This is a genomic window from Corynebacterium fournieri (assembly GCF_030408775.1).
Taxonomy (GTDB): Bacteria; Actinomycetota; Actinomycetes; order Mycobacteriales; family Mycobacteriaceae; genus Corynebacterium; species Corynebacterium fournieri.
Genome location: NZ_CP047210.1, coordinates 1778674 through 1802636, shown reverse-complemented (window position 1 = coordinate 1802636; position 23963 = coordinate 1778674). Strand labels below are relative to the sequence as shown.

Sequence of the window (23963 nt, the reverse complement as noted above, 5' to 3'; positions counted from 1 at the left end):
AGCAAAATTGGAGAGTGACGCACTTTGGCTGGTCACAAGGCATCCCCAGCAAAGGACGACGCGCAAGAAAAGAACCCCTACGCGGCGTTCGACCGTTCCCAGCTTGCAGACAAGACCCGCGTGTTCGCGCTGGCGAAAGCCCTCGGCGTGCCCTCGAAGGAACTCGTGGTGGCGCTGTCTGAACTGGGCGTGGTCAAGGTGGCGCAATCGACGCTGACGCGCGCCGAGGCGGAGCAGCTTCTCGACGCGCTGGCGAACACCGCCGCCGCACCCGCCGCCGACGAGGCATCCGCCGCCGCGGACGCCGCGGACGAGAAGATCCGCCAGCGCGTGCGCAAGGACGTGGAAAACGAAATCCACCAGATCGAAGAAAAGGTCGAGGCGGACCTGCGCGAGACGGAAAGCGAAGATCCCCTCACCGACGTCGAACCGGACGTCACCCCGGTGCCGGAGGAGACCAGCAACCGCGCGCCGCTGTTCAAGGCCCCGGAGCGCAAGCGTCGCCGCGCCACCCGCTCGGCAGCGCCGACGCAACCTGAGGCGGCGGAAGTTGAGCAGGGGGAGGAACCGGAGGACGTTGATACGCACACCCCCGAGGTCATCGAGGAGCCCAAGGCGATCAAGGGATCTTCCCGCCTCGAGGCGCAGCGTCGCCGCCGCAGTGAAAAGCGTGAAGAGCAGCGCAAGCGCTCCCGCATTGTCAGCCAGGCCGAGTTCTTGGCGCGCCGCGAGTCCGTGGAGCGCCACATGGTGGTGCGCGAGCGCGACCGCCACGACGGCCACGGCAGGATCACCCAGGTTGGCGTGCTCGAAGACGGGCTGCTCGTGGAGCACTTCGTCACCGCGGAAAGCCAGTCCTCCATGATCGGCAACATCTATTTGGGCCGCGTGCAAAACGTGCTGTCCAGCATGGAGGCTGCCTTCATCGACATCGGGCAGGGCCGAAACGGCGTGCTCTACGCCAGCGAAGTGGATTGGAAGGCCGCTGGGTTGGGCGGGCGCTCGCGCCGCATCGAGCAGGCCCTCAAGTCGGGCGACCAGGTGCTGGTGCAGGTGACCAAAGACCCGGTCGGCCACAAGGGTGCGCGTCTGACCACGCAGATCTCGCTTGCTGGCCGCTACCTGGTGTACGTGCCGGGTGGGCGCAGTGCGGGCATCTCGCGCAAGCTGCCGGCGCCGGAGCGCAAGCGCCTCAAGGAGATCCTGAACAACGTCGTGCCCGGCAAGGGCGGCGCGATCATCCGCACCGCGGCCGAGAACGTGCCGGAAGAAGCCATCGCGGCGGACGTGAACCGCCTGCACAACCAGTGGACCGCCATCCAGGAACAGGCCGAGAAGGAGAAGCACTCCAAGGGCGCGAAGCCGGTGACCTTGTATGAGGAGCCGAACATCCTGGTCAAGGTCGTGCGCGACCTGTTCAACGAGGACTTCACCTCCTTGATCGTGGACGGCCGCAAGCCGTGGAACACGGTGCACGCCTACGTGCAGTCCGTTGCGCCCGACCTGCTGGACCGGCTGGAAAAGTTCGACCGCGCCGCACACGACGGCAAGGACGCCTTCGAGGTCCACCGCATCGACGAGCAGCTGCAGAAGGCGCTGTCGCGCACCGTGTGGCTGCCCTCCGGCGGCACCCTGGTGATCGACCGCACCGAGGCGATGACCGTCATCGACGTCAACACCGGCAAGTTCACCGGCTCCGGCGGCTCGCTGGAGGAGACGGTGACCTCCAACAACCTGGAGGCGGCCGAGGAAATCGTGCGTCAGATCCGCCTGCGCGACATCGGCGGCATGATCATCATCGACTTCATCGACATGATCCTGCCCGAAAACCAGGAGCTCGTGCTGCGCCGCCTCAACGAGGCGCTCGGCCGGGACCGCACCCGCCACCAGGTCTCCGAGGTGACCTCGCTGGGCCTGGTGCAGATGACGCGCAAGCGCCTGGGCAACGGCCTGCTCGAGACGTTTTCCACCGAATGCGAGTGCTGCGGAGGCCGCGGCATCATCGTCATGGACGACCCCGTCGAGCACGACCCGTACTCCGAGCGCGGCCGGGACGAGCGCTCCAAGCGCGGCACGCGTGACGACGAGCGCCGCACCGCCCGCGGCAGGGACAAAGGCGCGGGCAAGAGCTCCGAAAAGGGTGCCGATAAGGGTGGCAAGAAACACGCCGACAGGGACGCTGAGCGCGAGCAACAGCCGCACAAGTCGCGCCGCTCCAAGCACAAGCCGCTCAACGAAGACGAGATGGACAACCTGCTCAATTCCATCTTCAGTGAGGAACCCGCCGAGGAAAATGCCTCCGACGAGGTTTCCCGCGACGATTCCCGCGAAGAGGAAAGCGGCGAGGCCCGCCGCCGCTCCACGCGCCGGCGCGGACGCCGCGGCGGTAACCGCGGGCGCGGACGTCAGACCGACGTGCCGGAGCAGCAAGAGCAGCAGGAGCAGCCGGAAGCACAGGAACAGCAGGAACGCGCGCCTGAGGTGAGCTACGAAGAGGCGGTCCAGGAATTCGACAACTCTCCGCGCCGCAAGCGCCGCACCCGCGGCAACTCCCGCTCGGACCACCGCCCGCGCCGCGAGGACTACGACGACACGCCCGCTGAGGAAAGCGACGACAAGCCGAAGAAGAAGGCTGCGGCCTCCGCTTCGACTGCGGCCGCAGGACGGCGTCGCCGCCGCCGCGCCGTGCGCAAGTCCGGCGCATCCGCGGAGCAGACGGCGAAGGCGAGCTCTCCGCAGCGCGAGGAGGCCTCCGAGGGCAAGGCGACGGAACGCCGTCGTCAAGCAAAAGCTTCCCCGCGACGTGGACGCAGGCGCGCCGCACGCCGCAGCAGCTAACGCGGTTTGGAAAAACGCGAGGTGCCGGTGTAGTCTTGCCGAGTCGCTGTTTCGGGGCGTGCCGCCTCGTTGCCTACGCATGCGGGCACGGCAGGCTCACGATGGGCCCCGAAGCGCTCAAACTGTTCCATTTCCGCCCCCGTGCATGCCGGGGGCGGGCGAGTAGAGATAAGGGGTAACCCTCTATGTACGCGATCGTCAAGACCGGCGGCAAGCAGTACAAGGTTGCCGAGGGCGACCTCGTCAAGGTCGAGAAGCTTGAGGGTGAAGCAGGCGACAAGGTCGAACTCACCCCGGTCCTTCTCGTTGATGGCGCAGACGTCACCTCCGGTGCCGACGCCCTGTCCAAGGTGTCCGTGGAAGCGGAGATCGTTGAGCACGGCAAGGGCAAGAAGGTCGACATTCTGAAGTACAAGAACAAGACCGGCTACAAGGTTCGCCAGGGCCACCGCCAGCCGCAGACCACCGTTAAGATCACCGGCATCAAGTAACCACTAGGAGAATTTGAACAATGGCACACAAGAAGGGTGCATCCAGCTCCTCGAACGGTCGTGACTCTGAGTCCAAGCGCCTCGGTGTGAAGCGCTTCGGCGGCCAGCAGGTCAAGGCCGGCGAGATCCTCGTCCGCCAGCGCGGCACCAAGTTCCACCCGGGCGACAACGTCGGCCGCGGCGGCGACGACACGCTGTTCGCGCTGACCGCTGGCTCCGTCCAGTTCGGCATCAAGCGCAAGCGCCGCATCGTCAACATCGTCCCGGCCGATGGCGCCGGTGTCGCTTCCGAGGTCCTCGAGCAGGCTGAGGCAGCAGGCGTTGTCGACGAAGAGGCAACCGCCACCGCGTAACCGCGCGTTAACGGCGCCGCCGGTCCATTCGGGCCGACGGCGCTTTTTGCATATCATCGTCCGTGTCTTAAAGAAAGGCGGCAAACCCACCATGGCCCAATTCGTTGATCGCGCCACCCTGCACCTGCAAGCAGGCGACGGCGGCCACGGCTGCGCCTCCGTCCACCGCGAGAAGTTCAAGCCGCTCGGCGGCCCGGACGGCGGCAACGGCGGGCACGGCGGCGATATCGTCCTCGAAGTGTCCACCCAGGTGCACACCCTTCTGGACTTCCAGTACCGCCCGCACCTGAAATCGCAGCGCGGCGCGAACGGCGCAGGTGACTGGCGCAACGGCGCCCGCGGAGAGGACTTGGTGCTTGAGGTGCCGGTGGGCACGGTTGTGCGCAGCGAGGACGGAGAGGTGCTGGCGGACCTGACGGTGCCGGGCACCCGCTTCATCGCGGCGGAGGGCGGTTTCGGCGGCCTGGGCAACGCCGCCTTGGCCACGGCGAAGCGCAAAGCGCCCGGCTTCGCACTCAAAGGCGAGCCGGGGGAGGCGCACGATCTGATCCTGGAGCTGAAGTCGATGGCGGACGTGGGCCTGGTGGGGTTCCCGTCCGCCGGCAAGTCCTCGCTGATCTCCGTGCTCTCCGCGGCGAAACCGAAGATCGCGGACTACCCGTTTACCACGCTCGCGCCGAACCTGGGTGTGGTCAACGTCGGCCACGACACGTTCACCATCGCGGATGTGCCGGGCCTGATCCCGGGCGCCAGCGAGGGCAAGGGCCTCGGCCTCGACTTCTTGCGCCACATCGAGCGCACCGCGGTGCTGGCCCATATCGTTGATGTGGCGACGATGGAGCCTGGGCGCGACCCGATCTCCGATATTGAGGCGCTCGAGCACGAACTGGACTCCTACGCTGACGCGTTGGACATGGATTCGGGCCTGGGCGATCTGCGCGAGCGCCCCCGCCTGGTGGTGCTGAACAAGATGGATGTGCCGGAGGCGAAGGAGCTCGCGGAGTTCTTGCGCGGCGACATCGAGGAGAAGTTCGGCTGGCCGGTGTTCATGATCTCCACGGCCACCCGCGAAGGGCTCGATGAGCTGAAGTGGGCCATGTGGGACATTGTGAAGCGCTCGCGCAAAAAGCGCCGCAGCATGCCTGCCGACGAACCGCAGGTCATCCGCCCCAACTTCGTCGGTCGCAGCCGCGATGATGCCGGTGTGGAGGTCGTGCGCGACCCGATGTACCCGGAGGGCTGGCTGGTCACCGGCGAGAAGGTGGAGCGCTGGGTGCGCCAGACCGACTTCGAAAACGACGAGGCCGTGGGCTACCTGTCCGACCGCCTGAACAAGGCCGGTGTGGAGGAGATGCTGCGCAAGCAGGGCGCGCACGAGGGCGACACCGTGACCATCGGCGAGATTTCCTTCGACTGGGAACCTTCCATCGGCGGCGACCCCACGTTGGCCGGCCGTGGCCAGGACGCGCGCCTGGGTGGCACGGACCGCACCTCTGCGGCGGAGCGCAAGCGCGCCTCGCAGGCCCGCCGCGGCCTGATCGACGAGTACGACTACGGCACCGGCGAAGAGGCAGACCGCGAGCGTTGGCAGGGCTAGTGCCCCGCCCGGGCCTCCTCGGGGCTAAGCGGTGGAGCGTGGCCGATACACTGACTGGCTATGACTTCCCTGCGCGCACAGATCGCCTCCGCCCGCCGTATTGTGGTGAAACTGGGCACAAGCTCCCTGGTCAACGAGGTGGGCGAGCTGGATCCGGCGAAGATCGACCGGATCGTAGACGCCATCGAGCACCGCATCGCGCGGGGCAGCGACGTCATCGTGGTCTCTTCCGGCGCTATCGCCGCGGGCATGGCGCCGCTCGGGCTGAAAACGCGCCCGCGCGATTTGGCTACGAAGCAGGCGGCCGCTTCGGTGGGACAGATCCACCTGGCTCGCGCGTGGGGTGAATCCTTCGCCCGTTACGGCCGCACCACCGGCCAGGTGCTGCTCACCCAGTCGGACGCGGGTTCGCGCGAGCGCGCCCGCAACGCGCAGCGCACGATCGACCGCCTGCGCCAGATGGGGGCGGTGCCGATTGTCAACGAAAACGACACCGTGGCCACCTCCGAGATGCGCTTCGGCGACAACGACCGCCTCTCCGCCATCGTGGCCACGCTGATTTCTGCGGACGCGCTCGTGCTGCTGTCGGACGTGGACGGCCTGTACGACATGAACCCGGCTGATCCGGGTGCGCAGCTTATCGACGAAGTACGTTCCGGCAACGACCTCCACGGCGTGCAGGCCGGCGACGGGGGAGTCTTCGGCACCGGCGGCATGGCCGCGAAGGTCTCGGCGGCGCGCCTTGCCACCCGTGGCGGCGTGCCGGTGCTGCTCACCGCCACCGAGAAGATCGAAGACGCGCTTGACGCCGCGCAGGTGGGCACGGTGTTCCACACGCGCCCGGAAAGCAGGCTGAACGCCTGGAAGTTCTGGGCGCTCTACGCCGCGGACGCGGAAGGGGTCCTGCGCCTGGACGAAGGCGCCGTCGAGGCGGTCACCCGCGGCGGCACCAGTTTGCTCGCAGTCGGGATCACCGGCGTAGAGGGAGAGTTCCACGCCGGCGACATCGTGGAGATTTTGGGGCCCGATTCTGTGGCGGTGGGCCGCGGCGAGGTCGCCTACGACGCCGCGGAGCTCGCCTCTATGGTTGGCAAACCCACCAGCGAGCTGCCGCAGCACCAGCACCGCGCAGTGGTCCACGCGGACTACCTGTCCAACTACGCTTCGCGTTTGTAGCAGCTACCCTGGGCGGGCATGAAGTTTGCGTACCTGCCCAAGCCCAAAGACGAGCCGATCGCCGCACTGGAGGCAAAAGGCCATACCCACGTCGGCCTCGAGGACAACCCGGACATGGTGGTCTTCGGCGGCGGCCCGGAGGACTTCCCGGATGAGCTGCCGGCAAGCGTGAAGGTGGTCCAGATTATCTATGCGGGCGTGGAGAACCTGCAGGACGTCTTTGCCAAGCACTCGAAAAATGGTGTGCGCTTCGCCAACGCTGGAGGGCTTTACGACGACACCGTGGCCGAATCTACCCTCGCGCTGCTGCTCGCCGTCGAACACCGCCTTAAAGCCGTGACCGAGCAGTGGAACAACACGCAGCTGTTCGAAGAGAAGCAGTACCTCTTCGACAACAAGAAGCTGGCGCTGATCGGCGCGGGCGGCATCGGCAAAACGCTGATCCGCTTCCTCGAGCCGTTTGGCATGGAGGTCACTGCGGTGAACCGTTCCGGCAACCCTGTCGAGGGCGCGGACCGTACCGTCACGCTTTCCGACGAGGTGTGGGCCGAGCACGACTACTTTGTCCTGCTCACCCCGTTGACGGAGGAAACCCGCCACATGGTCAACGCGGAGACGATCGCGAAAATGCGCGACAGCGCTGTGATTGTCAACGTGGGGCGCGGTCCGCTCGTGGACACTGAAGCGCTCACCCAGGCGCTTGGGAGCGGCACCCTTCGGGGCGCCGGCCTCGACGTCACAGAGCCCGAGCCGCTGCCCGCTGACCATGAGCTATGGGACCTGGACAACTGCGTGATCACCCCGCACGTGGCCAACATCCCGAGGTTTACGCTGCGCCGCATCGGCGGCCTGGCTGCGAAGAACTGGGAGCTGTTCGAGGCCGGTGAAACAATGTCCACCGAGGTCGACGTAAAGACCGGGTACTGAGACCGGGTACTGAGGCCGGTGTATGAGGCTAGGATTGCCGCATGAGTGCGCAGCAAACTGACTTGGATCGTGCAGCCGAACGCGCGGAGGTGCTGGCAAAGGCCCGCCGCGCAAAGGAAGTGGCGCCCGAGGTTGCGGCGCTGCCCACCCCGGCCAAGGACGCGGTGCTTTACCGCGCAGCCGAGGCGCTTACAAAGCGCGTAGACGAGGTCCTGCAGGTTAACCAGCAGGACCTGGAGGCGGGCCGGGAAGCCGGCCTGGTGGAGTCGGTGCTGGACCGCCTGGCGTTAGATGCTGGCCGCATCGAAGGCATCGCCGACGGCCTGCGCCAGGTGGCCAGCCTGCAGGACCCGGTGGGGGAGGTGCTCACCGGTCGCACGCTGCCCAACGGCATTCAGATGAAGCAGGTGCGCGTGCCGCTGGGTGTGATGGGCATGGTCTACGAGGCCCGCCCGAACGTCACTGTCGACGCCTTCGGGCTGGCCCTGAAGTCGGGCAACGTAGCCCTTCTGCGAGGGTCCAAAACGGCGCGGCACTCCAACAAGAAGCTGGTGGAGGTGCTGCAGGACACCCTCGCTGCCCACGGTTTGCCGCGCGAGGCGGTGCAGCTGTTGCCGTGCGAGACGCACGATTCGGTCCAGGACCTCATCACCGCCCGCGGGCTGGTGGATGTGGTGATCCCGCGCGGCAGCGCGCGATTGATCGAGGCGGTGGTCACCGGCGCGACCGTGCCCACCATCGAAACGGGCACGGGCAACTGCCACTTCTACATCGACGCCTCCGCGGACCTGGACAAGGCGATTGCGATGCTGCTCAACGGAAAGACGCGCCGGGTCAGCGTGTGCAACGCCACGGAAACGGTGCTTTTAGACGCAGGCCTCGCGGACGCCGACAAGCAAGCGGTTGTCTCCGCGTTGCAGAAGGCGGGGGTTGTGGTGCACGGAGACGTCGCAAAGCATGCTGCGTTTGGTGCGGAAGTAGCCCCCGCCACGGAGGCTGACTTCGCTGAGGAGTACCTCAGCATGGACATCGCCAGCGCGGTCGTGGACGGTGTCGAGGGCGCAATCGCCCACATCACGCGCTATTCCAGCGGCCACACGGAAGCGATTGCGGCGCAAGACGCAGATGCTTTGCGACGTTTCGCCGACGGGGTCGACGCCGCCGCCGTCGTACTCAACGCGTCGACGGCGTTCACGGACGGCGAGCAGTACGGCATGGGCGCGGAGATCGGCATCTCCACCCAGAAATTGCACGCGCGCGGACCGATGGCGCTGCCGGAGCTGACCACCACGAAATGGATCCTGGAAGGTACAGGACAGGTGCGCTAGTCTATCCGCGTGAAAAAATCCCGGACCTCCTGGCGCGCCCGCTTTGGCCTGCTCGCCACCGCCGTCGCCACCGCAGTCACGGCCACTGTCACCCCCGTCGCTCCCGTTGAAGAAGCCCAGGCGCAAACCCGCTGCCCGGCCGTTGCAGTGATCGCCGCGCGCGGCTCCGGCCAGAACAACCAGATCTACCCCACGAAGTACTCGTGGGCCGCACCGTGGACCTCCAATGGCTGGGAGGCGGAGACCATCCGCGCCTTCCTGCAGCACGCGGAGCGCCGCTACACCGCCACCCACGGCGGCAACTCTCTGATGAAGGACGTGGAGGTCATCGGCCTGGAGCCGCGCTACTACCCGGCGACCTTCCCGGAGTACGACGTGCCCGAGGTGGCTGTGCCGTCCACGCTGCTGCAGGCGCTCGGCCTGGCTATCCAGTGGGCCAGCCCGGTGTTCCTCACCGCCCGCCGCGCTGGGAGCCAGTTCCTGGACTCCGTGCAGATCGGCCGCGGCGGCGTGATGCAGATGATCAACGACTACCAGGCGGCAACCGGATGCCGCCCGAAGTACATCCTGTCCGGCTACTCGCAGGGCGCGATGATTCTGCTGGAACACGAACGTGAGCTCGCCCGCCGCGGCCAGCTCGCCGGCGTGGTCTACTTCGGCAACCCGAACACCGCGCCGGGCGACTGGTCCACCGTGGGCGTGCCCGGCGGCGGCGCGGGCGGCATGCTGGGCCTGCTGCCGTTCAACAGCAAGACGGCTGGGGCGACGCGCAACCGCGTGAACTACTGCCTGCCGCAGGACGCAGTGTGCGACCTGTCCGTGCAGACGCTGCAGGCTTCTCAGCCCACTGGCGGCAACCACGCGCGCTACTTCCGCTGGCCCTCGCGCTGGGATAACCAGGTCTCCGACGCGTTTGGCCGGTTCGTGGATCAGGTACGCTACGGATAATGAAACACCTCATCAGGACTACCGCCGCTGCAACCACCTGCGCCGTCGCGCTGTGCGCCGCCCCCGCGCAGGCGCAGACCATCAAACGCGACTCCACGCAGCGCGTGGTGGTGGAAAAAACCTGCGAGTGGGAGGTCGACGAGGACGGCAAGCCGATCTACGGCGCGGACGGCAAGCCGCTGCCGGTAATGAAAAACGGCAAGCAGGTGTGCAAGGAGGAGCAGGTGTCGCAGTCCTCGAGCATTGGCTCGGACGGCCTGCCCAAAAAGTGGGCGGACGATACCCGGGACGAGCTGGGCATCGGTGCCGCCGTCGGCGTCGTCGGCGCGCTGCTGGCGCTCATCTTTGGCGCCGGCCTGCTGTTCATTGAGAACGTGAACATCATCCCGTTGCCGCAGGTGAGGTAGCCCGATGAGCGACCACTACGCCGCCTCCCTGGACAGGGCACGGCGCATCGGAGTCATGGGTGGCACCTTCGACCCGATCCACCACGGCCACCTGGTCGCCGCGAGCGAGGTGGCAGACCGGTTCAACCTGGACGAGGTCATCTTCGTGCCCACCGGACAGCCGTGGCAGAAGGCGGGCAAAACCATCAGCCCGGCGGAAGACCGCTACCTGATGACCGTGATCGCCACCGCCTCAAACCCGCGGTTTTCCGTCTCGCGCGTGGACATCGACCGTGACGGTCCGACCTACACCATCGACACGCTGCGGGACCTGCGCGAGCAGTTCCCCGACGAGGACCTGTACTTCATCACCGGCGCTGACGCACTGGCCTCCATCATGTCCTGGCACGACTGGGAGGAGATGTTCCAGCTCGCGGAGTTCGTCGGCGTGACCCGCCCGGGCTACGAGCTGCGCGAGGACATGCTGCCCGCGGACATTCAGCGGCGCGTGCACCTGGTGGAGATCCCCGCGATGGCCATCTCGTCCACCGACTGCCGCGCCCGCGCCGCCGAGGGGCGCCCCGTGTGGTACCTGGTGCCGGACGGGGTGGTGCAGTACATCGCCAAGAACCGCCTCTACGCCTAACTAGCACGACCGGGCTGTGTCGTGGGACAATGGCGAAGTCTGTCCGCATAACCAACGAAGGGTTTCCCACTTGACCGCTCCGCAGATCTCCATCGACCGGGCCAAGGTAGCCGCCAAGGCGGCCGACGAGAAGCTTGGCAAGAACATCGCCGTCATCGACGTCGCAGGCGTCATGGCCATCACCGACGTGTTCGTCATCGTCTCGGCGGACAATGAACGCCAGGTCGGCGCCATCGTCCAGGAGGTCGAGGACGACCTGACCGAGCTCGGCGTGGAGCCGAAGCGCCGCGAAGGCAACCGCGAGAACCGCTGGGTGCTGCTGGACTACGGCAACTTCGTCGTGCACATCCAGCGCGACGCGGAGCGCGAGTTCTACGGCCTGGACCGCCTGTACGCGGACTGCCCGGCCATCGAGGTCGAGGGCCTCGATCCCTACGAGCGCCCCGCCACCTTCGGCAACGAGGCGGAGATGCGCGAGGCCCAGCAGCTCGAGGACCTGCCCCTGGCGGGCGAGGGCCCGGCTGTCGCCGACGACGAGTACTAGGCCCTGCGCATGCAACGACGCTTAATCCTGCTGCGCCACGGCGAGACGGAATACAACGCCACCTCGCGTATGCAGGGACAATTGGACACCGTGCTGTCCCAGCGCGGCGTGGACCAAGCGCACGCGGCGGCCAAAGAACTGCTCGACCTGGGCATTTCCAAGATCGTTTCCTCCGACCTGATGCGCGCGAAAAACACGGCGGAGGTTGTGGCTGCGGATTTGGGGCTGCCTGTGGGCGTGGACGAGCGCCTGCGCGAGACGCACCTGGGCGAGTGGCAGGGCAAAACCCACAACGAAGTGGACTCGGCGCACGAAGGGGCGCGCGCCGTGTGGCGCACGGACGCCTCGTGGGCACCGCCGCGCGGCGAAAGCCGGCTGCAGGTCGCCGAGCGCTCCCGTGCAGTGGTGGACGAGCTCATGCGCGACTACGACGAGTGGGACAACTCTGCGGTGCTGTTGGTCTCCCACGGCGGCACGATCGCCGCGTTGACCGCCTCGCTGCTCGGCTTCGTGGTGGCGCAGTACCCGGCGATCAAGGGGCTCGGCAACGCCAACACCGCCCGGCTTGTGGCGATGCCGCGGTTGGACGAGCCGACGGAGACTCGCTGGTTCCTGGAAGCCTGGAACCGGGGGCTGAACTAAATGGCGGTACGCGTGGTGGTGGATTCGTCCGCCGGCCTGCCCGCTGAGGTTGTGCGCGAGCTGGACATCACGGTCGCGGACATGCACGTGATGGGCACCGGCGAGGAGAAGGGCACCTCCGGGCTGTCATCGTTGGAGCTGGCCGCCTGCTACGCGCGCCAGCTCGAGCGCGGCGACGACGACGGGGTGGTGGCGCTGCACTTGTCCAAGGCGCTGTCGTCCACCTGGTCCGCCGCCGTGGCCGCCTCCGGGGTGTTTCCCGGCACGGTGCGCGTGGTGGAGACGGACGCCGCTGGGATGACTATCGGCGCGGCCGCCATGGCCGCCGCCACCGTGGCGCAGGAGGGCGGGGATTTGGCCGCGTGCGAGGAGATGGCAAAGTCCACACTCGCCCGCTCCGAGACGTGGGTATACCTGCACCAGCTCGACGACCTGCGCAAGTCCGGCCGCCTGCCCACCGGCACCGCCGTGCTGTCCGCGGCGCTTCTGGCCAACAAGCCGATTTTGCGCATCCACGACGGCAAGCTGGAACTCGCCGGCAAAACCCGCACCCAGTCGAAGGCGTTTGCCAAGCTCACGGAGCTGGTGGTGGAGCGTGCCGGCGGCCAGCCGGTCTTCGCGGCGATCCAGCACGCGGACGCCGAGGAGGCGGCTGACCAGCTGGCGTCATCGCTTGAGTCCCAGCTGCCGGAGGGCTCGCGGGTGATGTGCGAGCCGCTTGTCGACGTCCTCGCGGTCCACACCGGACCCGGCGCCATTGGCCTGTCGGTTGTCTTTTCTTCTCGGGAATCTACCCAGTAGGTGTGGATAACCCGCCCTAATCGGTGACGCTGCAACAACGTTATCCACAGGTTTTCGGTTCAGGGCTTCCGGCGCGCGGCTGCCGGGCTTAGCGTGCCGGGCATGAACGCCATCGACCGTCTCCAGGAGCTCACCCGGCCCACCGGGGAAGAGGACCTGCTTGCCGTGCGCTATCCCGCGCCGCGTGTGTCCGTGCCGGTGAAGCCGGCCGCCGCGGCGGTGGTCGCACTGCTCGTTGTGGTGGGGGCGTGGGCGGCGCTGCGCGGCGGGGGCGGGGAGGGCGATGAGGTTTCGTGGGAGCAGGTGGCGTCGCCGACCGAGGTCAGCGAGGTGGTCGTCGTGGCGGTGGTGGGGGAGGTGGCCAACCCGGGGCTGATGACGCTGAACGAGGGCTCCCGCATCGCCGACGCCCTCCAAATCGCGCAGCCGCTGCCCCACGCCGATTTGTTGGCGCACAACCAGGCGCAACTGCTTGTGGACGGTCAGCAGATCCACGTCCAAGCCATCGGCGCCGCACCCCCGGCCGGCGGCGCATCCCAGGCCGGCGGTGCAGCAGGAGCGGCGCCTGCAGAGTCCGGCACCGTGTCGCTGAACTCCGCCTCCGCCGCCGAGCTGACTGCGCTTCCCGGGGTGGGGGAGGCGACCGCGGCGGCGATCGTGGCCCACCGGGAGGCCAACGGGCCATTTACCGCGGTGGAACAGCTCACGGATGTCCGCGGCATCGGGCCTGCGAAGTTCGAGGCCATGCGCGACATGGTGGGGCTGTAAGCGGTGTCGGAGCTGCGGCTGGTGCCGGCGGCGCTGGCGGTGTGGGCCGCGGCGGCGTGCTGCATCCTCTTCGGGGTCTGGGCGGCGCTTCTCGTCGCCGGGGTCCTCGCCGTATGTTGTCTGGCCGCGCGCGAGCCGGGCCAGGCTGTGCTCACCGCAGGCCTCGGCGCGGCGGCAACCCTCACAGCTGCGGTGCGCACCCGCGCAAGCGCCCCCGCCTCCGAGGTTGTGGGCACGATCAGCGGCACCCCGAAACAGACGGACACGGGTGCTTACCTGGTGCGTGTGCGGGTGCCGGGCAAGCCGTCGACGACGCCGGTGTTCGCCGACGAGCTGCCCGATGGGGCGGTCGCCGGCGCGCACGTGGTGGGCCGCGGGGTGTCCAAGGAGTCCGGCGTGCCGGGTGTGAACCCTTTCGTGCTCGACGGACACGTCGAAGTCCTCGGCCCGCCTGAAGGTTTGGCGGCGTTCGCGCACCACGTGCGTTCCACCTTCGCAGCGGCGGTGGAGGCGCAGGTGGGCGAAGGTGCGCGCGGGCTCATCCCGGGCATGGTGCTTGGCGACGTCTCCCTGCAACCCGCCGCCGAACAACAGACGTACATCGATACGGGCCTATCCCATTTGTCGGCGGTGTCTGGGGCAAATATCGCGATTGTGGCCACGTTCGCCACGGTGGCGGCGGCTGCGATAGGCGCGGGGCTGCGCGGCAGGATCGCCGCCTCCGCGGTTGCGCTTTTGGTCTACGCCGCGCTGGTGGGGCCGGAGCCGAGCGTGCTGCGCGCCTCAGTATCCGGCCTGGTGGGGCTGGTGGCGGTGCTTGCCTCCCGGCAGGCCGAGCCCATCCACGCGCTGTGCCTGTCCGTCGTCGGGTTGGTGCTGGTGGATTCGGACCTTGCGGTGCACCACGGGTTCGCCCTGTCGGTGGCGGCGACGGCGGGCATCGTGGCGCTCTACCCGCTGCTCTACCGCGCGCTGGCGGTGACTGCCTGGCCGGACATCCTCGTGCGGGCACTGGCCGTGGCGGTGGCGGCGGACCTGGCCACCATGCCGATTGTGGCGCTGATGGCGGGCAGAGTCTCGCTGGTCTCCGTCGGCGCCAACGTGCTGGTGGCGCCCGTGGTCGGGCCGGTGACGGTGCTCGGCCTCGTCGCCGCGGTTTGCTCACTGCTGCCCGGCGGCCTGGAGGTGCCGGTGCTGTGGTGCGTGGAGCCACTGGCGTGGTGGGTGCACACGGTCGCACGCATCGGCGCGGGACTGCCTGGTGCGACGGTGTCGGCGACCCCGCTTGCGGCCTTGGTGGCCTACGGGTGGGTGCTCGCTGGGTTTTTGGCGGGCCGCCCCCGCGCCACCGTGTGCGCGGCGGCCGCATGCGTGATTGTTGCCGCCGCGATGAATCAGCCCGCCGCACCGGTGGATTACACCGGGCTGCGCGCGTATGTGGTGGACACCGCCGAGGAGGCTGTGCCGGTGCCGCAGTGGGCGCAGCTGGTGGTTGTGCTTGAAAGCGGCCCGCCGAAGAAACGTCCTGTAGCCACCCGCGACGGCATCCCCGTGATCTTCCCCAACCGCAAAGGCACCTGACCGGCGGGCAAGTGCCACCGATCAGGTGCCTTTTGGGCTCAGCGAGGCCTACTCGCTGCTCGAGTCAGAGCTCAGCTGCTCGCCCGGGGTGCAGTTCTTCCACAGCAGCGTGACAACGAGTGCTGCCACGGCGACCGCGCCGGCGCCGCTGATCAACGTCTCGTGCTCGCGGCCGAACGCCTGCAACTGGCGGTTGATGCTGTCCACCTGTTGCGCAACATCCGGGTTGTACAGGCCCGTCTTCTGCTGCAGCTGGGTGTTGAAGTCCTGCAGTGCCGAGTGTGCTTGCTGCGAGAACTCGTCGACCCACGGCAGGTTGACCTGCGAGCCGATCGCGATCGGGATCAGCGCGAGCAGCGGCAGCCCGAATCCGACACCGGTGGCGATGCAGCGACCGCGCTCCTCATCCGTCAGCGCCGAGGAACCAGACGGCGCAGGGGCCGTGTCGGTGGGCTTTTCGGGCACCGGGGCGGGCTCGGTGACGGTGACGTCGATGGTGGCCTTGCTCGGGTCCTTGTCGGGGCGGGTGATTTCGACCTCGACGGGGTAGGTGCCCGGCTTGACGTCTTCCGGCGGGGTGACTACGACGTTGCCGTCGGGTTTGACCTCGACCCAGTCGGGCACGCTGGGTGCCGGGGTGACGGTGGCGTCGTCAGGCAGTGCCGGCGCCGGGATCTCTGTGGTGCCGCCCGGGGTGACGGTCACCTCCGGCGGGTAGACGTCGGTGGGCTTTTCGGGCTCGGTGACGGTGACGTCGATGGTGGCCTTGCTCGGGTCCTTGTCGGGGCGGGTGATTTCGACCTCGACGGGGTAGGTGCCCGGCTTGACGTCTTCCGGCGGGGTGACTACGACGTTGCCGTCGGGTTTGACCTCGACCCAGTCGGGCGTTTCCGGCGCCGGGGTGACGGTGGCGTCGTCCGGCAGCGTCGGTGCGGGGACCTCGGTGGAGCCGCCCGGGGTAACGGTGACTTCCGGCGGGTAGCCGCCGTTCGGCTGCTCCGGCTCGGGCTGCTCCGGCTCGGGCTGCTCCGGCTCCGTGTCGGTGCCGGCCGGCACGGATGCCGGGTCGAACGGGTTCGAGCCCTTGGCCACTTCGTCCTCGTTGGACACGCCGTCGCCGTCCCAGTCGGACACCTGGGACATCGGCGTGCCGTCGACAGCCACGAGCGTGAACCGTGCGGTGACATCCTCGTCGGCAGGGACGCCCGGGCGGTAGGTGACGGTGACGTCGGCGGAGGCGTCGAAAAGCGATGCGAGCTCCGCGATCGACTCCTTGCCGGTGTACATCTTCGCCAGCGTCTCCAACGTCGGGCCGACTGCGGTGATGTTGCCGTGCGCGTCCGGATCGGAGATGTGCCACAGCCCGTTGTGGTCGTGGGCCGCGGTGATGCGGGCCTCGGACACGTCCGGGACAACCTCGAAGGTCAGCAGCGCGGTGCCGGAGCCGCCGAGCGCCGCGGCGACGGGATCGCCGTAGCTCGGGTTGTAGGCCATCCCCGCCGTGATACGGATTTCCTCCGTCTCGTAGGAGCCGTCCGGGTAGCGGATGGTCACGGTGGTCGTGAACACGTCGCCGGGCTTCGCGTCGGCAGGCACGGTGAAGTAGGCCGTGCCGTCGTCGGCGATGACAAACGCCGGGTTGTCCACGGTGAACGTGGTGCCGGCCGGCAAGGAACGGTCGCCGACCTGCGGCAGGGTCACACGCGCGCCAGGCTGGGCGTGGGTCTGGTCCCAGAACGGCGTGTGCGTGGTGGCCAAGGACTGGCCCACGGTGAGGGTGGTCTCCACGACGTCCTTCGTACCGTCCGGGTACGTCACGGTGACGGACACGGTTTGCTCGCCGGGCACGGAGGTGTCCGGTTCGGCGGTCCACTCGATGTGAGTGCCCGGCGGGAAGGTGTCGGCGTTGACGACGGCGGTGGCGGCCGCAGGGGCGTCCACAAACTGTTTCGTGAACACCGGGCGGGTGTCGGGCTGGTAGGACTCGTTCATCGGCGTCGCGGGAGCCTCCACGACGGTGACCTCGACCGGCACGCGGTCCTCAGTCTTGTCCGGGTAAGTCACCACCACCGTCGCAGGGACGGTGCCCGGCTTGGAGGTGTCAGGCTCCTCGTCCCAGGTGATGGTGGTGCCGGCCGGCAGGTCGGAGGCGTTTTTGATTGCCGTGGCGGCGTTCGGCGCGGGTGTGTCCACCACGGCCTGGATGCCCTGGCCCTGCGGGTCCTGCTGCTCGGCCTGGCTTGCAACGTCGATGGTGACGTCGACGGTGTCCGTGGTGCCGTCCGGGTAGGTCACCACCACGGTGGCGTCCTTCGCACCCGGGGTGGAGGTGTCCGGGGCGGATTTCCAACCGGTTGTGGTGCCGGCCGGCAGGTCGGAGAGGTTGGCCACGGAGTTGCCGGCCTGCGGCACGTCGCCGCTATTGACGGTCTGGTCCTGGCCCACCGGGTCGTGCTGGTCCGCCATGGAGCCGACAGTGACCTTGACGTTGACCTTGTCGGTGGTGCCGTCCGGGTAGGTCACCACCACGGTGGCGTCCTTCGCACCCGGGGTGGAGGTGTCCGGCGCGGATTCCCAGGTGATGGTGGTTCCTTCGGGCAGCAGTTCCGGGTTGGCGATGGACCCGGACGCCTCAGGGGCCTCGCCCTCCTTCACGGACTGGTCCTGGCCCTGCGGGTTGAACTGCTGCGACTGCTCGCGGACGTCAACCTTGACCTTCACGGTCTCGCTGGAGCCGTCCGGGTAGGTCACCAGCACCTCGGCGTCCTTGGTGCCCGGCGCGGACACGTCCGGCTCGGTCTTCCAGGTCACAGTAGTGCCAGCGGGCAGCTCGGCAGCGTTGACGATGGAGCCGGTGGCCGCCGGCACCTGCCCGTGGTTGGTGCTCTGCGGCTGACCCTCTGGGGTGAACTGGTCGGCTTGGGAGCGCACGACGACGGTGACGTCGACCTTGTCGGTGGTGCGGTCCGGGTAGGTCACCACCACCGTGGCGTTCTTGGAACCCGGGGTGGAGGTGTCCACCGGCTGCTCGAACTCGAAGTAGGAGCCGGCCGGCAGGTCGGAGACGTTGTCAACGGAAGCGCGCGGCACGACGCTGTTGCCGACGTTGACCGTTTGCTCGGCGGGTTTCGGCGTGTGCTCCTCGTTCATCGGGGTTTTCGGTGCCGCGATGACGTGGACGGTGACCGGGACGCGGTCGACCGTGCCGTCGGGGTAGGTCACCAGCACCACTGCCGGGACGTCGCCGGTGGCGGAGGTGTCGGGGGCCACCGACCAGGTGTAGGTGGCGTCGGCGGGCAGGTCCGCCACGTTGGCGATGGCGGTGCGGGCCGGCGGCGCGTCCACGCCTTCGACGGCGGTGATGTCTTGGCCGGCGGCGTCGTACTGGTCAGTGTGGGTGCGCACGATGACCTTCGCCGGCACACGGTCCACGGAGCCGTCCGGGTAGGTCACCACCACTACGGCGTCCTTCACACCGGAGGTTGAGGTGTCCACCGGCTGTTCCCAGCTGAGGTTCGTGCCCTCCGGCAGGTCGCCGGTGAGGGAGTTGCGCGGGTCGGCGGAGTCGCCCTGGTTGACCACCTGGTCGGTGGCGGTGGGCTCGTGCATCGCGGCGTCGTCGCGCACCTGCACCACGACCGGGAGGGTCTCGGAGGTGCCGTCGGGGTAGGTCACCAGGACCTCGCCAGTCTTCTGGCCGGGCGAGGAGGTGTCGGGCTCGGTCACCCAGGTGATTTCGGTGCCCTCGGGAAGATCGCCGGCGTTGTCGACGGAGTCGGCGGCGGCCGGTTTTGCGCCCTTGTCCACCACCTGCAGCCCCGCGTGCGGGGTGTACTGCTGCTCGTTGGAGCGGACGTTCACGCTGACGTTGACGGTCTCGGAGGTGCCGTCCGGGTATTCCACGCGCACGACGGCGTCTTTCACGCCGGCGCTCGAGGTATCCGGTGCGCTCTCCCACGTCAGCTTGGTGCCCACCGGTAGCGAATCCGGGTTGACGATGGAGGCGGCGGGCGCCGGGTCGTCGCCGATGTTGACGGTCTGCGTCCTGCCGGTGGGCGCGTAGTACTGCTCGTCGGTGCGCACGTTGACCTGCACGCTGACGCGGTCGACGGAGCCGTCCGGGTAAGTCACCAGCACCACCGCGTCCTTGGCGCCGGACGTCGAGGTGTCCACGGGGGACTCGAAGGTGAAGGTGGTGCCTTCCGGCAGGTCGTTTGCATTGCTTATCGACGCCTTCGGGTCCACCGCAGCATCCCTATTCACCGTCTGCGGCTGGCCGGCCGGCTCGTTCGCGTCCGCAAGCGAGCTGACAACAATCTGGGTTGTGACCACCTCGGAGGAGCCGTCCGGGTAGGTGACGGTGATAGCGACGTCCTGGACGCCGGTCTTGCTGGTGTCCGGCTGCGTCTCCCAGGCGTAGGTGGCGCCGGGCAGCTCGTCCGTGTTCGCGATGGAGTCCTCCGGACGCAGGTCCTTGGCGCCGTTTTCCACGGTGCGCACCTTGGGCGCGGGGGTGGAGGTGTCGGCCTGCGGCCGCACGGTGACGGTGACCTCGACGGTGTCGGTGGAGCCGTCGGGGTAAGACACCTTCACGGTGCCGGTCTTGTCGCCGGGGGAGGAGGTGTCAGGCGCGCTGTCCCATTCCACCGTCGTGCCGGCCGGCAGGCCCGAAAGGTTGCCGATGGATGCGGCGGCGTCCGGGGTGGCGCCGTTGTCCACCGTCTGTTCCGTGGCGGTGGGAGCGTAGTCGTCCGCAAGCGGGGTGACGGTGACCGTCACGGTGATGGTGTCGACCGTGTCGTCCGGGTACACCACACGCACCTCGACGTTGTCGAACGTGCCGGGCTTGTCCGTCGACGGCGGGTTGACAAACTCGAAGTACGTGCCAGCCGGCAGCGAGTCCGCGTCTGCCACGGCATCGCGGGCGTTCAGTGCGCTGGTGGCCTGGACGGTGACGTCCTGGCCGGTGGGCTTGTTGGTCGTGTTCATCGGCTCCGCCGGCTTCTGCGTCACGTTGACCTGCACCGGAATGTCCTCGGTGGAGCCGTCCGGGTAGGTCACGCGCACCACCGCGTCCTGGGTGCCGGTCGTGCTGGTGTCAGGTTCGGTGGCCCAGGTGAACGTGGTGCCGGCGGGCAGGTCGCCGATGTTGGTGATCGCCGACTCGGGGTACGCCTTCGCACCTTCGACCACGTCGATGGTTTGGCTTTCAGGCGTGTTGGTGTCCGACTGCGGGCGCACCGTCACGGTCTTGGTGACCTTATCGGTGGAGCCGTCCGGGTACGTCACCACCACGGTGACCTGCTGCTGCCCCGGCTTCGAGGTGTCCACCGGGTTCTCCAGCGCGAGCGTGGTGCCTTCCGGCAAGTCGGCCTCGTTTGTCAGCACGTCTTCCGGGGTGACTGCTTGGCCGTTGTCGACGGTGATGTCGGCGCCCTTCGGGTCAGTGGTGTCCGAAAGCGGGCGCACGGTGACCTTCACCGGCACTGTGTCCACGCTGCCGTCGGGGTAGGTGACGATGACGTTGGTGGTGTACGTGCCTGGTTTGTTGGTCGAAGGCTGCGTCTCAAAGGCGAACTTGGTGCCCTCCGGCAGGTCGCCGGCGTTGGTGATGGAGTCCTTCGGGTCCAACGTGCTGCCGTTGTCCACGGTGCGGTCCTGGCTCTCGGGGGTGAGCGCGTCGGCCTGCGTGCGCACAACCACGCTCACCGGGATCTTTTCGGTGGACCCGTCCGGGTAGGTGACCACGACGACGGCGTCCTTCGATCCCGGGGAGGAGGTGTCGGGGGCGCTCTCCCAGGCAATCTTGGTGCCCTTCGGCAGCGACCCTGCGTCTGCGATGGAGTCTTCCGCCTTCGGTGTGGCGCCGTTGTCCACGGTCTGCGTCTTCGCCGCCGGGGCGTACTGGTCCGCCTGGGTGCGGACCTCCACCTGCACCTTGACTTCGTCGGTGGTGCCGTCCGGGTACGTCACGCGCACAACGCCGTCCTTGGTGCCCGGCGTGGAGGTGTCCGGGGTGGTGGCCCATTCGATGCGGGTGCCGTCGGGAAGCTGCTGGTTCGGCAGCAGGGACAGCGCCGGGTCGAGCTCGGTGTTCTGGTCCACCACCTGCACCGCGGGCTGCGGGTCGTACTGCTCATTTTGCGCCGTCACCGTGACCTTCACGGGGACCTTGTCCACGCTGCCGTCCGGGTACGTCACCACCACAACGGCATCCTTGGTGCCCGGCGTCGTGGTGTCCGGCGCCTTCTCAAACTCGAAGGTGGTGCCCTCGGGGAGGTCGCCTGCGTTGCTTATCGACGCCTTCGGGTCCACCTCAGCCCCATTGTCCACCGTCTGCTGCGTTCCGGACGGGTCGAACTGCTCCGCCTGGGAGCGCACGTGCACCGACACCGGCACGCGGTCCACGGTGTCGTCGGGGTAGGTGACAATGACGTCGGCCTGCTTGTCGCCGGACGTGGAGGTGTCCACCGGCGACTCGAAACGGTAGAACGTGCCTGCCGGCATGTCGTCTGCGTTGGCGATGGAAGCGCGCGCGACCGGCGTGTCGCCCAGGTTCACCGTCTGGTCCTGGCCGGCCGGGTCGTTGGTCTGGTTCAGCGGCTTCGCTGGCGCCGGGGTGATGCGCACCGTCACCGGCACGCGGTCCACGGAGCCGTCGGGGTAGGTCACAACCACCACGGCTGGGACGTCGCCGACGTTGTCGGTGGAGGGTGCTTTCTCCCAGGTGTACGTCGCATCGCCGGGCAGGTCCGCCACGTTCGAGATGGCGGAGCGGGCCTCCGGCACGGACGTGCCCACGACAGCCTCGGTGGTCTGGCCCTGCGGGGTGAACGTGTCCGCCTGCGCGGTCGGATTGACCGTGACGGCGGCGTAGACCGTCTCCTGGGAGCCGTCCGGGTAGACCACCTGCACGGGGATCTTGTACTCGCCCGGCTTGGCGCCCGCCGGCGGGGTGGCGGTGAACCCGCCGGTCCCCGCGTCCGATGCGGGCTGCGTGGTCCATCCGGAAACGGGGTTTCCGGAGGCGTCGACAGGCGTGCCGTACGTGAACTTCGTGCCAGCCGGGACCGACGTGTCCGTCTGATTCAGCGTGACGGCGCTGCCAGGGAAGGTTTCCTTGGCGGTGTAGGCCGGTTGGCTCACCGCGTTTTGGCCCTGGGCGACAATGAAGGAGTCGGAGGCGAGCAGATCGTCGACGCCGCTGTACAGCGTCGCGGAGTACACGGTGCCGGCGGCCGCAGACGGGTCCGAGGACACCGGGAAGGTGCACGCGTTTGCGTCGGCGAGGGAGGACACCGGGCATTCCTTGACCACCTTGCCGGTGGTTTCATTGCGCCAGACAATGCGGTTGCCCTGTATCGGCGGGAGGGTGCCGGTGACGTTGAGTTTCGCGGTGCCGCCCAGCGGCGCGGGGTTGAGCAGCTGGTCGTAGTTGGGGATGTCCAGCTTCACCGGGCCGTAGGGCAGGACCGCGAAGCCGAAGTTGTAGAAGTTGTCCGGCGCCGGGTTCATGCCCGGCACAATTGCCGCGGCCGGGCGGGGCGCTTCGCCTGCGTTGTCGTTGTACTTCTGGAACACGGGGGTGGGGAACGGCGAGTAGGCGTTGACCTGCTGGCCGTTCGGGTCCGTGACCCACATGTACATGCGCGAGTTGCCGGTGAGGTCCTTGTAGCCGGTGCGCAGGGTGTACTGGCCGTTCGCATCGGTCTTGCCGGTCACTGTCACCGCGATCGGCTCTGTGCCTTCCGCGCGCATGTCCTTGAGCATGGCCTGGATCGCGCCGGCGCGCTGCGCCTGCGTGATCGTGGAGTCTTTTTCGATTGCCTCGACGCGCTTCTGCGCCTCCGGAGTCAGCACAGAGGCGAAGACGTTGTAGCCCTCGAGGTTGGTGTCGCCGTCGCCTGTGTTGCGGGTGGGCGGACCGACCGTGCGGTCGCCCTTGAGCGTGTCCTGCCACACGAAGCCGGAAATGGTGTCCGTCACGGACAAGGTGGTTGCGGGGTTGGACAGTGGGCCGAGCGGGTCCACCTTGACGTTGGGGGCGGACATGTAGTTCTTGGCGGGGTCCACCGCTTCGGTGAGGAAGATGCCGGTGCGCTGCATGTTGGTGCCGGCCAGCTGGAACATGCCGGACGCGTCCGCCGGGTACTGGCCCGATCCCGGCGCCACGCCGACCCAGGAGTTGGGCACGATGCCGCCGGATTGGCGGGTGTACACGTACGGGTTGCCGGTCTCCGGGTTGACCAGGTCTTTCTCCGCCACCCACAGGCGGTAGGCCTGCTGGCCGTTGCCCACGCCGGAGGCGTCGAACAGGTGGGGCTTGCCGTTGGCGTCGTAGAAGGAGACGTAGTTGCCCTTTTTGTCCTTGACCAGGTTGCCCTTGGCGTCGCGCATGCGGAGGTCGAAGGCGTACGCGCCGGCCGCCTGTCCCGCCAGCTTCTGGGACTGGGCCGCGTAGACGGGCGAAAGCGTGCCGTCCTTGTCACGGAACTGCATGAACACCGTCACGCCGTTGAGACCCATGGTGTCGGAGATGCTCGACGGCGCGGTCGTTTCCATCACGCCGACGCGTCCCGACAGCAGGTTCGCGGCATTGGTGAGGTCGGTGGCACTGTTGACATAGCCGTTTTTGATGGCGTCTGCGTCAATCGTTCCGGCCGGGGCAGCCCACTTCGGGTCGGCTGGATTGCTGTTGGTCACAGCCTCGGCGTCGGCGGTGGACTCCGGGGAGACCACCGCGTGGGTGAGCGGGGCGACGGTGGCGATGGCGAGTGCGGCGGCCGCGATGGACGTGCCGCGGTGGCGGGAGGTCAGATGCGTACTCATAAGGGGGTCCTTCCGTTGTGTTGTGCCGGTCCGGTACTGGCGCGCGGATGCTCGCGGGCGGTGACGCTTTGCGCAGTCTCCAATACAAGTATGAAGACTCACTGCGGA

The 23963-nt window shown here is 68.0% G+C and carries 16 protein-coding genes; 15 read left to right on the top strand and 1 reads right to left on the bottom strand.

All coding sequences use genetic code 11. The features are described from left to right. The first annotated feature begins 120 nt into the window (after positions 1-120). From CFOUR_RS08640 to CFOUR_RS08570, 15 genes are all read left to right on the top strand, one after another. Positions 121-2838 (top strand): translation initiation factor IF-2 N-terminal domain-containing protein, encoded by a 2718-nt coding sequence (locus CFOUR_RS08640; RefSeq protein ID WP_290180272.1) that lies wholly within the window; start codon positions 121-123, stop codon positions 2836-2838. 185 nt (positions 2839-3023) lie between these two features. Next, complete coding sequence (gene rplU / locus CFOUR_RS08635) at positions 3024-3329, top strand: 50S ribosomal protein L21 (protein ID WP_085956707.1); 306 nt, start codon at positions 3024-3026, stop codon at positions 3327-3329. Positions 3330-3349: 20 nt separating this feature from the next. Beyond that, positions 3350-3682 carry a 50S ribosomal protein L27 gene (rpmA, locus tag CFOUR_RS08630; protein WP_085956706.1) on the top strand — a complete coding sequence of 111 codons (333 nt, stop codon included), beginning with the start codon at positions 3350-3352 and terminating at the stop codon, positions 3680-3682. A gap of 91 nt (positions 3683-3773) precedes the next feature. Then, a complete protein-coding gene (gene obgE, locus CFOUR_RS08625) occupies positions 3774-5279 on the top strand; it encodes a GTPase ObgE (protein ID WP_290179170.1) in 1506 nt (501 codons plus the stop codon). A gap of 60 nt (positions 5280-5339) precedes the next feature. Next, positions 5340-6455: a glutamate 5-kinase gene (gene proB, locus CFOUR_RS08620; RefSeq protein ID WP_290179168.1), complete on the top strand. Its 1116-nt coding sequence runs from the start codon at positions 5340-5342 to the stop codon at positions 6453-6455. Positions 6456-6473: 18 nt separating this feature from the next. Continuing rightward, complete coding sequence (locus CFOUR_RS08615) at positions 6474-7382, top strand: D-isomer specific 2-hydroxyacid dehydrogenase family protein (RefSeq protein WP_085956703.1); 909 nt, start codon at positions 6474-6476, stop codon at positions 7380-7382. A gap of 41 nt (positions 7383-7423) precedes the next feature. Further along, entirely contained in the window at positions 7424-8710 is a 1287-nt protein-coding gene (locus CFOUR_RS08610) for a glutamate-5-semialdehyde dehydrogenase (RefSeq protein ID WP_085956702.1), read from the top strand. Positions 8711-8719: 9 nt separating this feature from the next. After that, on the top strand, positions 8720-9658 hold the full coding sequence (locus CFOUR_RS08605; RefSeq protein ID WP_085956701.1) for a cutinase family protein: 939 nt from the start codon (positions 8720-8722) through the stop codon (positions 9656-9658). After that, on the top strand, positions 9658-10065 hold the full coding sequence (locus CFOUR_RS08600; protein ID WP_085956699.1) for a hypothetical protein: 408 nt from the start codon (positions 9658-9660) through the stop codon (positions 10063-10065). Before CFOUR_RS08605 ends, CFOUR_RS08600 begins: the two co-directional genes overlap by 1 nt. 4 nt (positions 10066-10069) lie before the next feature. Further along, positions 10070-10690 (top strand): nicotinate-nucleotide adenylyltransferase, encoded by a 621-nt coding sequence (nadD, locus tag CFOUR_RS08595; protein WP_085956698.1) that lies wholly within the window; start codon positions 10070-10072, stop codon positions 10688-10690. 70 nt (positions 10691-10760) lie between these two features. After that, a complete protein-coding gene (rsfS, locus tag CFOUR_RS08590) occupies positions 10761-11234 on the top strand; it encodes a ribosome silencing factor (protein WP_085956697.1) in 474 nt (157 codons plus the stop codon). Positions 11235-11243: 9 nt separating this feature from the next. Next, positions 11244-11876 carry a histidine phosphatase family protein gene (locus tag CFOUR_RS08585; RefSeq protein WP_085956696.1) on the top strand — a complete coding sequence of 211 codons (633 nt, stop codon included), beginning with the start codon at positions 11244-11246 and terminating at the stop codon, positions 11874-11876. Further along, positions 11877-12677, top strand: a complete 801-nt coding sequence (locus CFOUR_RS08580; protein WP_085956695.1) for a DegV family protein — start codon at positions 11877-11879, stop codon at positions 12675-12677. A 102-nt stretch (positions 12678-12779) separates the two neighbouring features. Further along, entirely contained in the window at positions 12780-13445 is a 666-nt protein-coding gene (locus tag CFOUR_RS08575; protein ID WP_290179159.1) for a ComEA family DNA-binding protein, read from the top strand. Positions 13446-13448: 3 nt separating this feature from the next. After that, the gene (locus CFOUR_RS08570; protein WP_290179157.1) at positions 13449-15026 is read left to right on the top strand and encodes a ComEC/Rec2 family competence protein; all 1578 of its coding nucleotides are present in this window, start codon (positions 13449-13451) and stop codon (positions 15024-15026) included. A gap of 48 nt (positions 15027-15074) precedes the next feature. Here CFOUR_RS08570 and CFOUR_RS08565 read toward each other — a convergent pair whose 3' ends face one another. Next, on the bottom strand, positions 15075-23855 hold the full coding sequence (locus tag CFOUR_RS08565) for a Rib/alpha-like domain-containing protein (RefSeq protein WP_290179155.1): 8781 nt from the start codon (positions 23853-23855) through the stop codon (positions 15075-15077). Positions 23856-23963 lie beyond the last annotated feature (108 nt).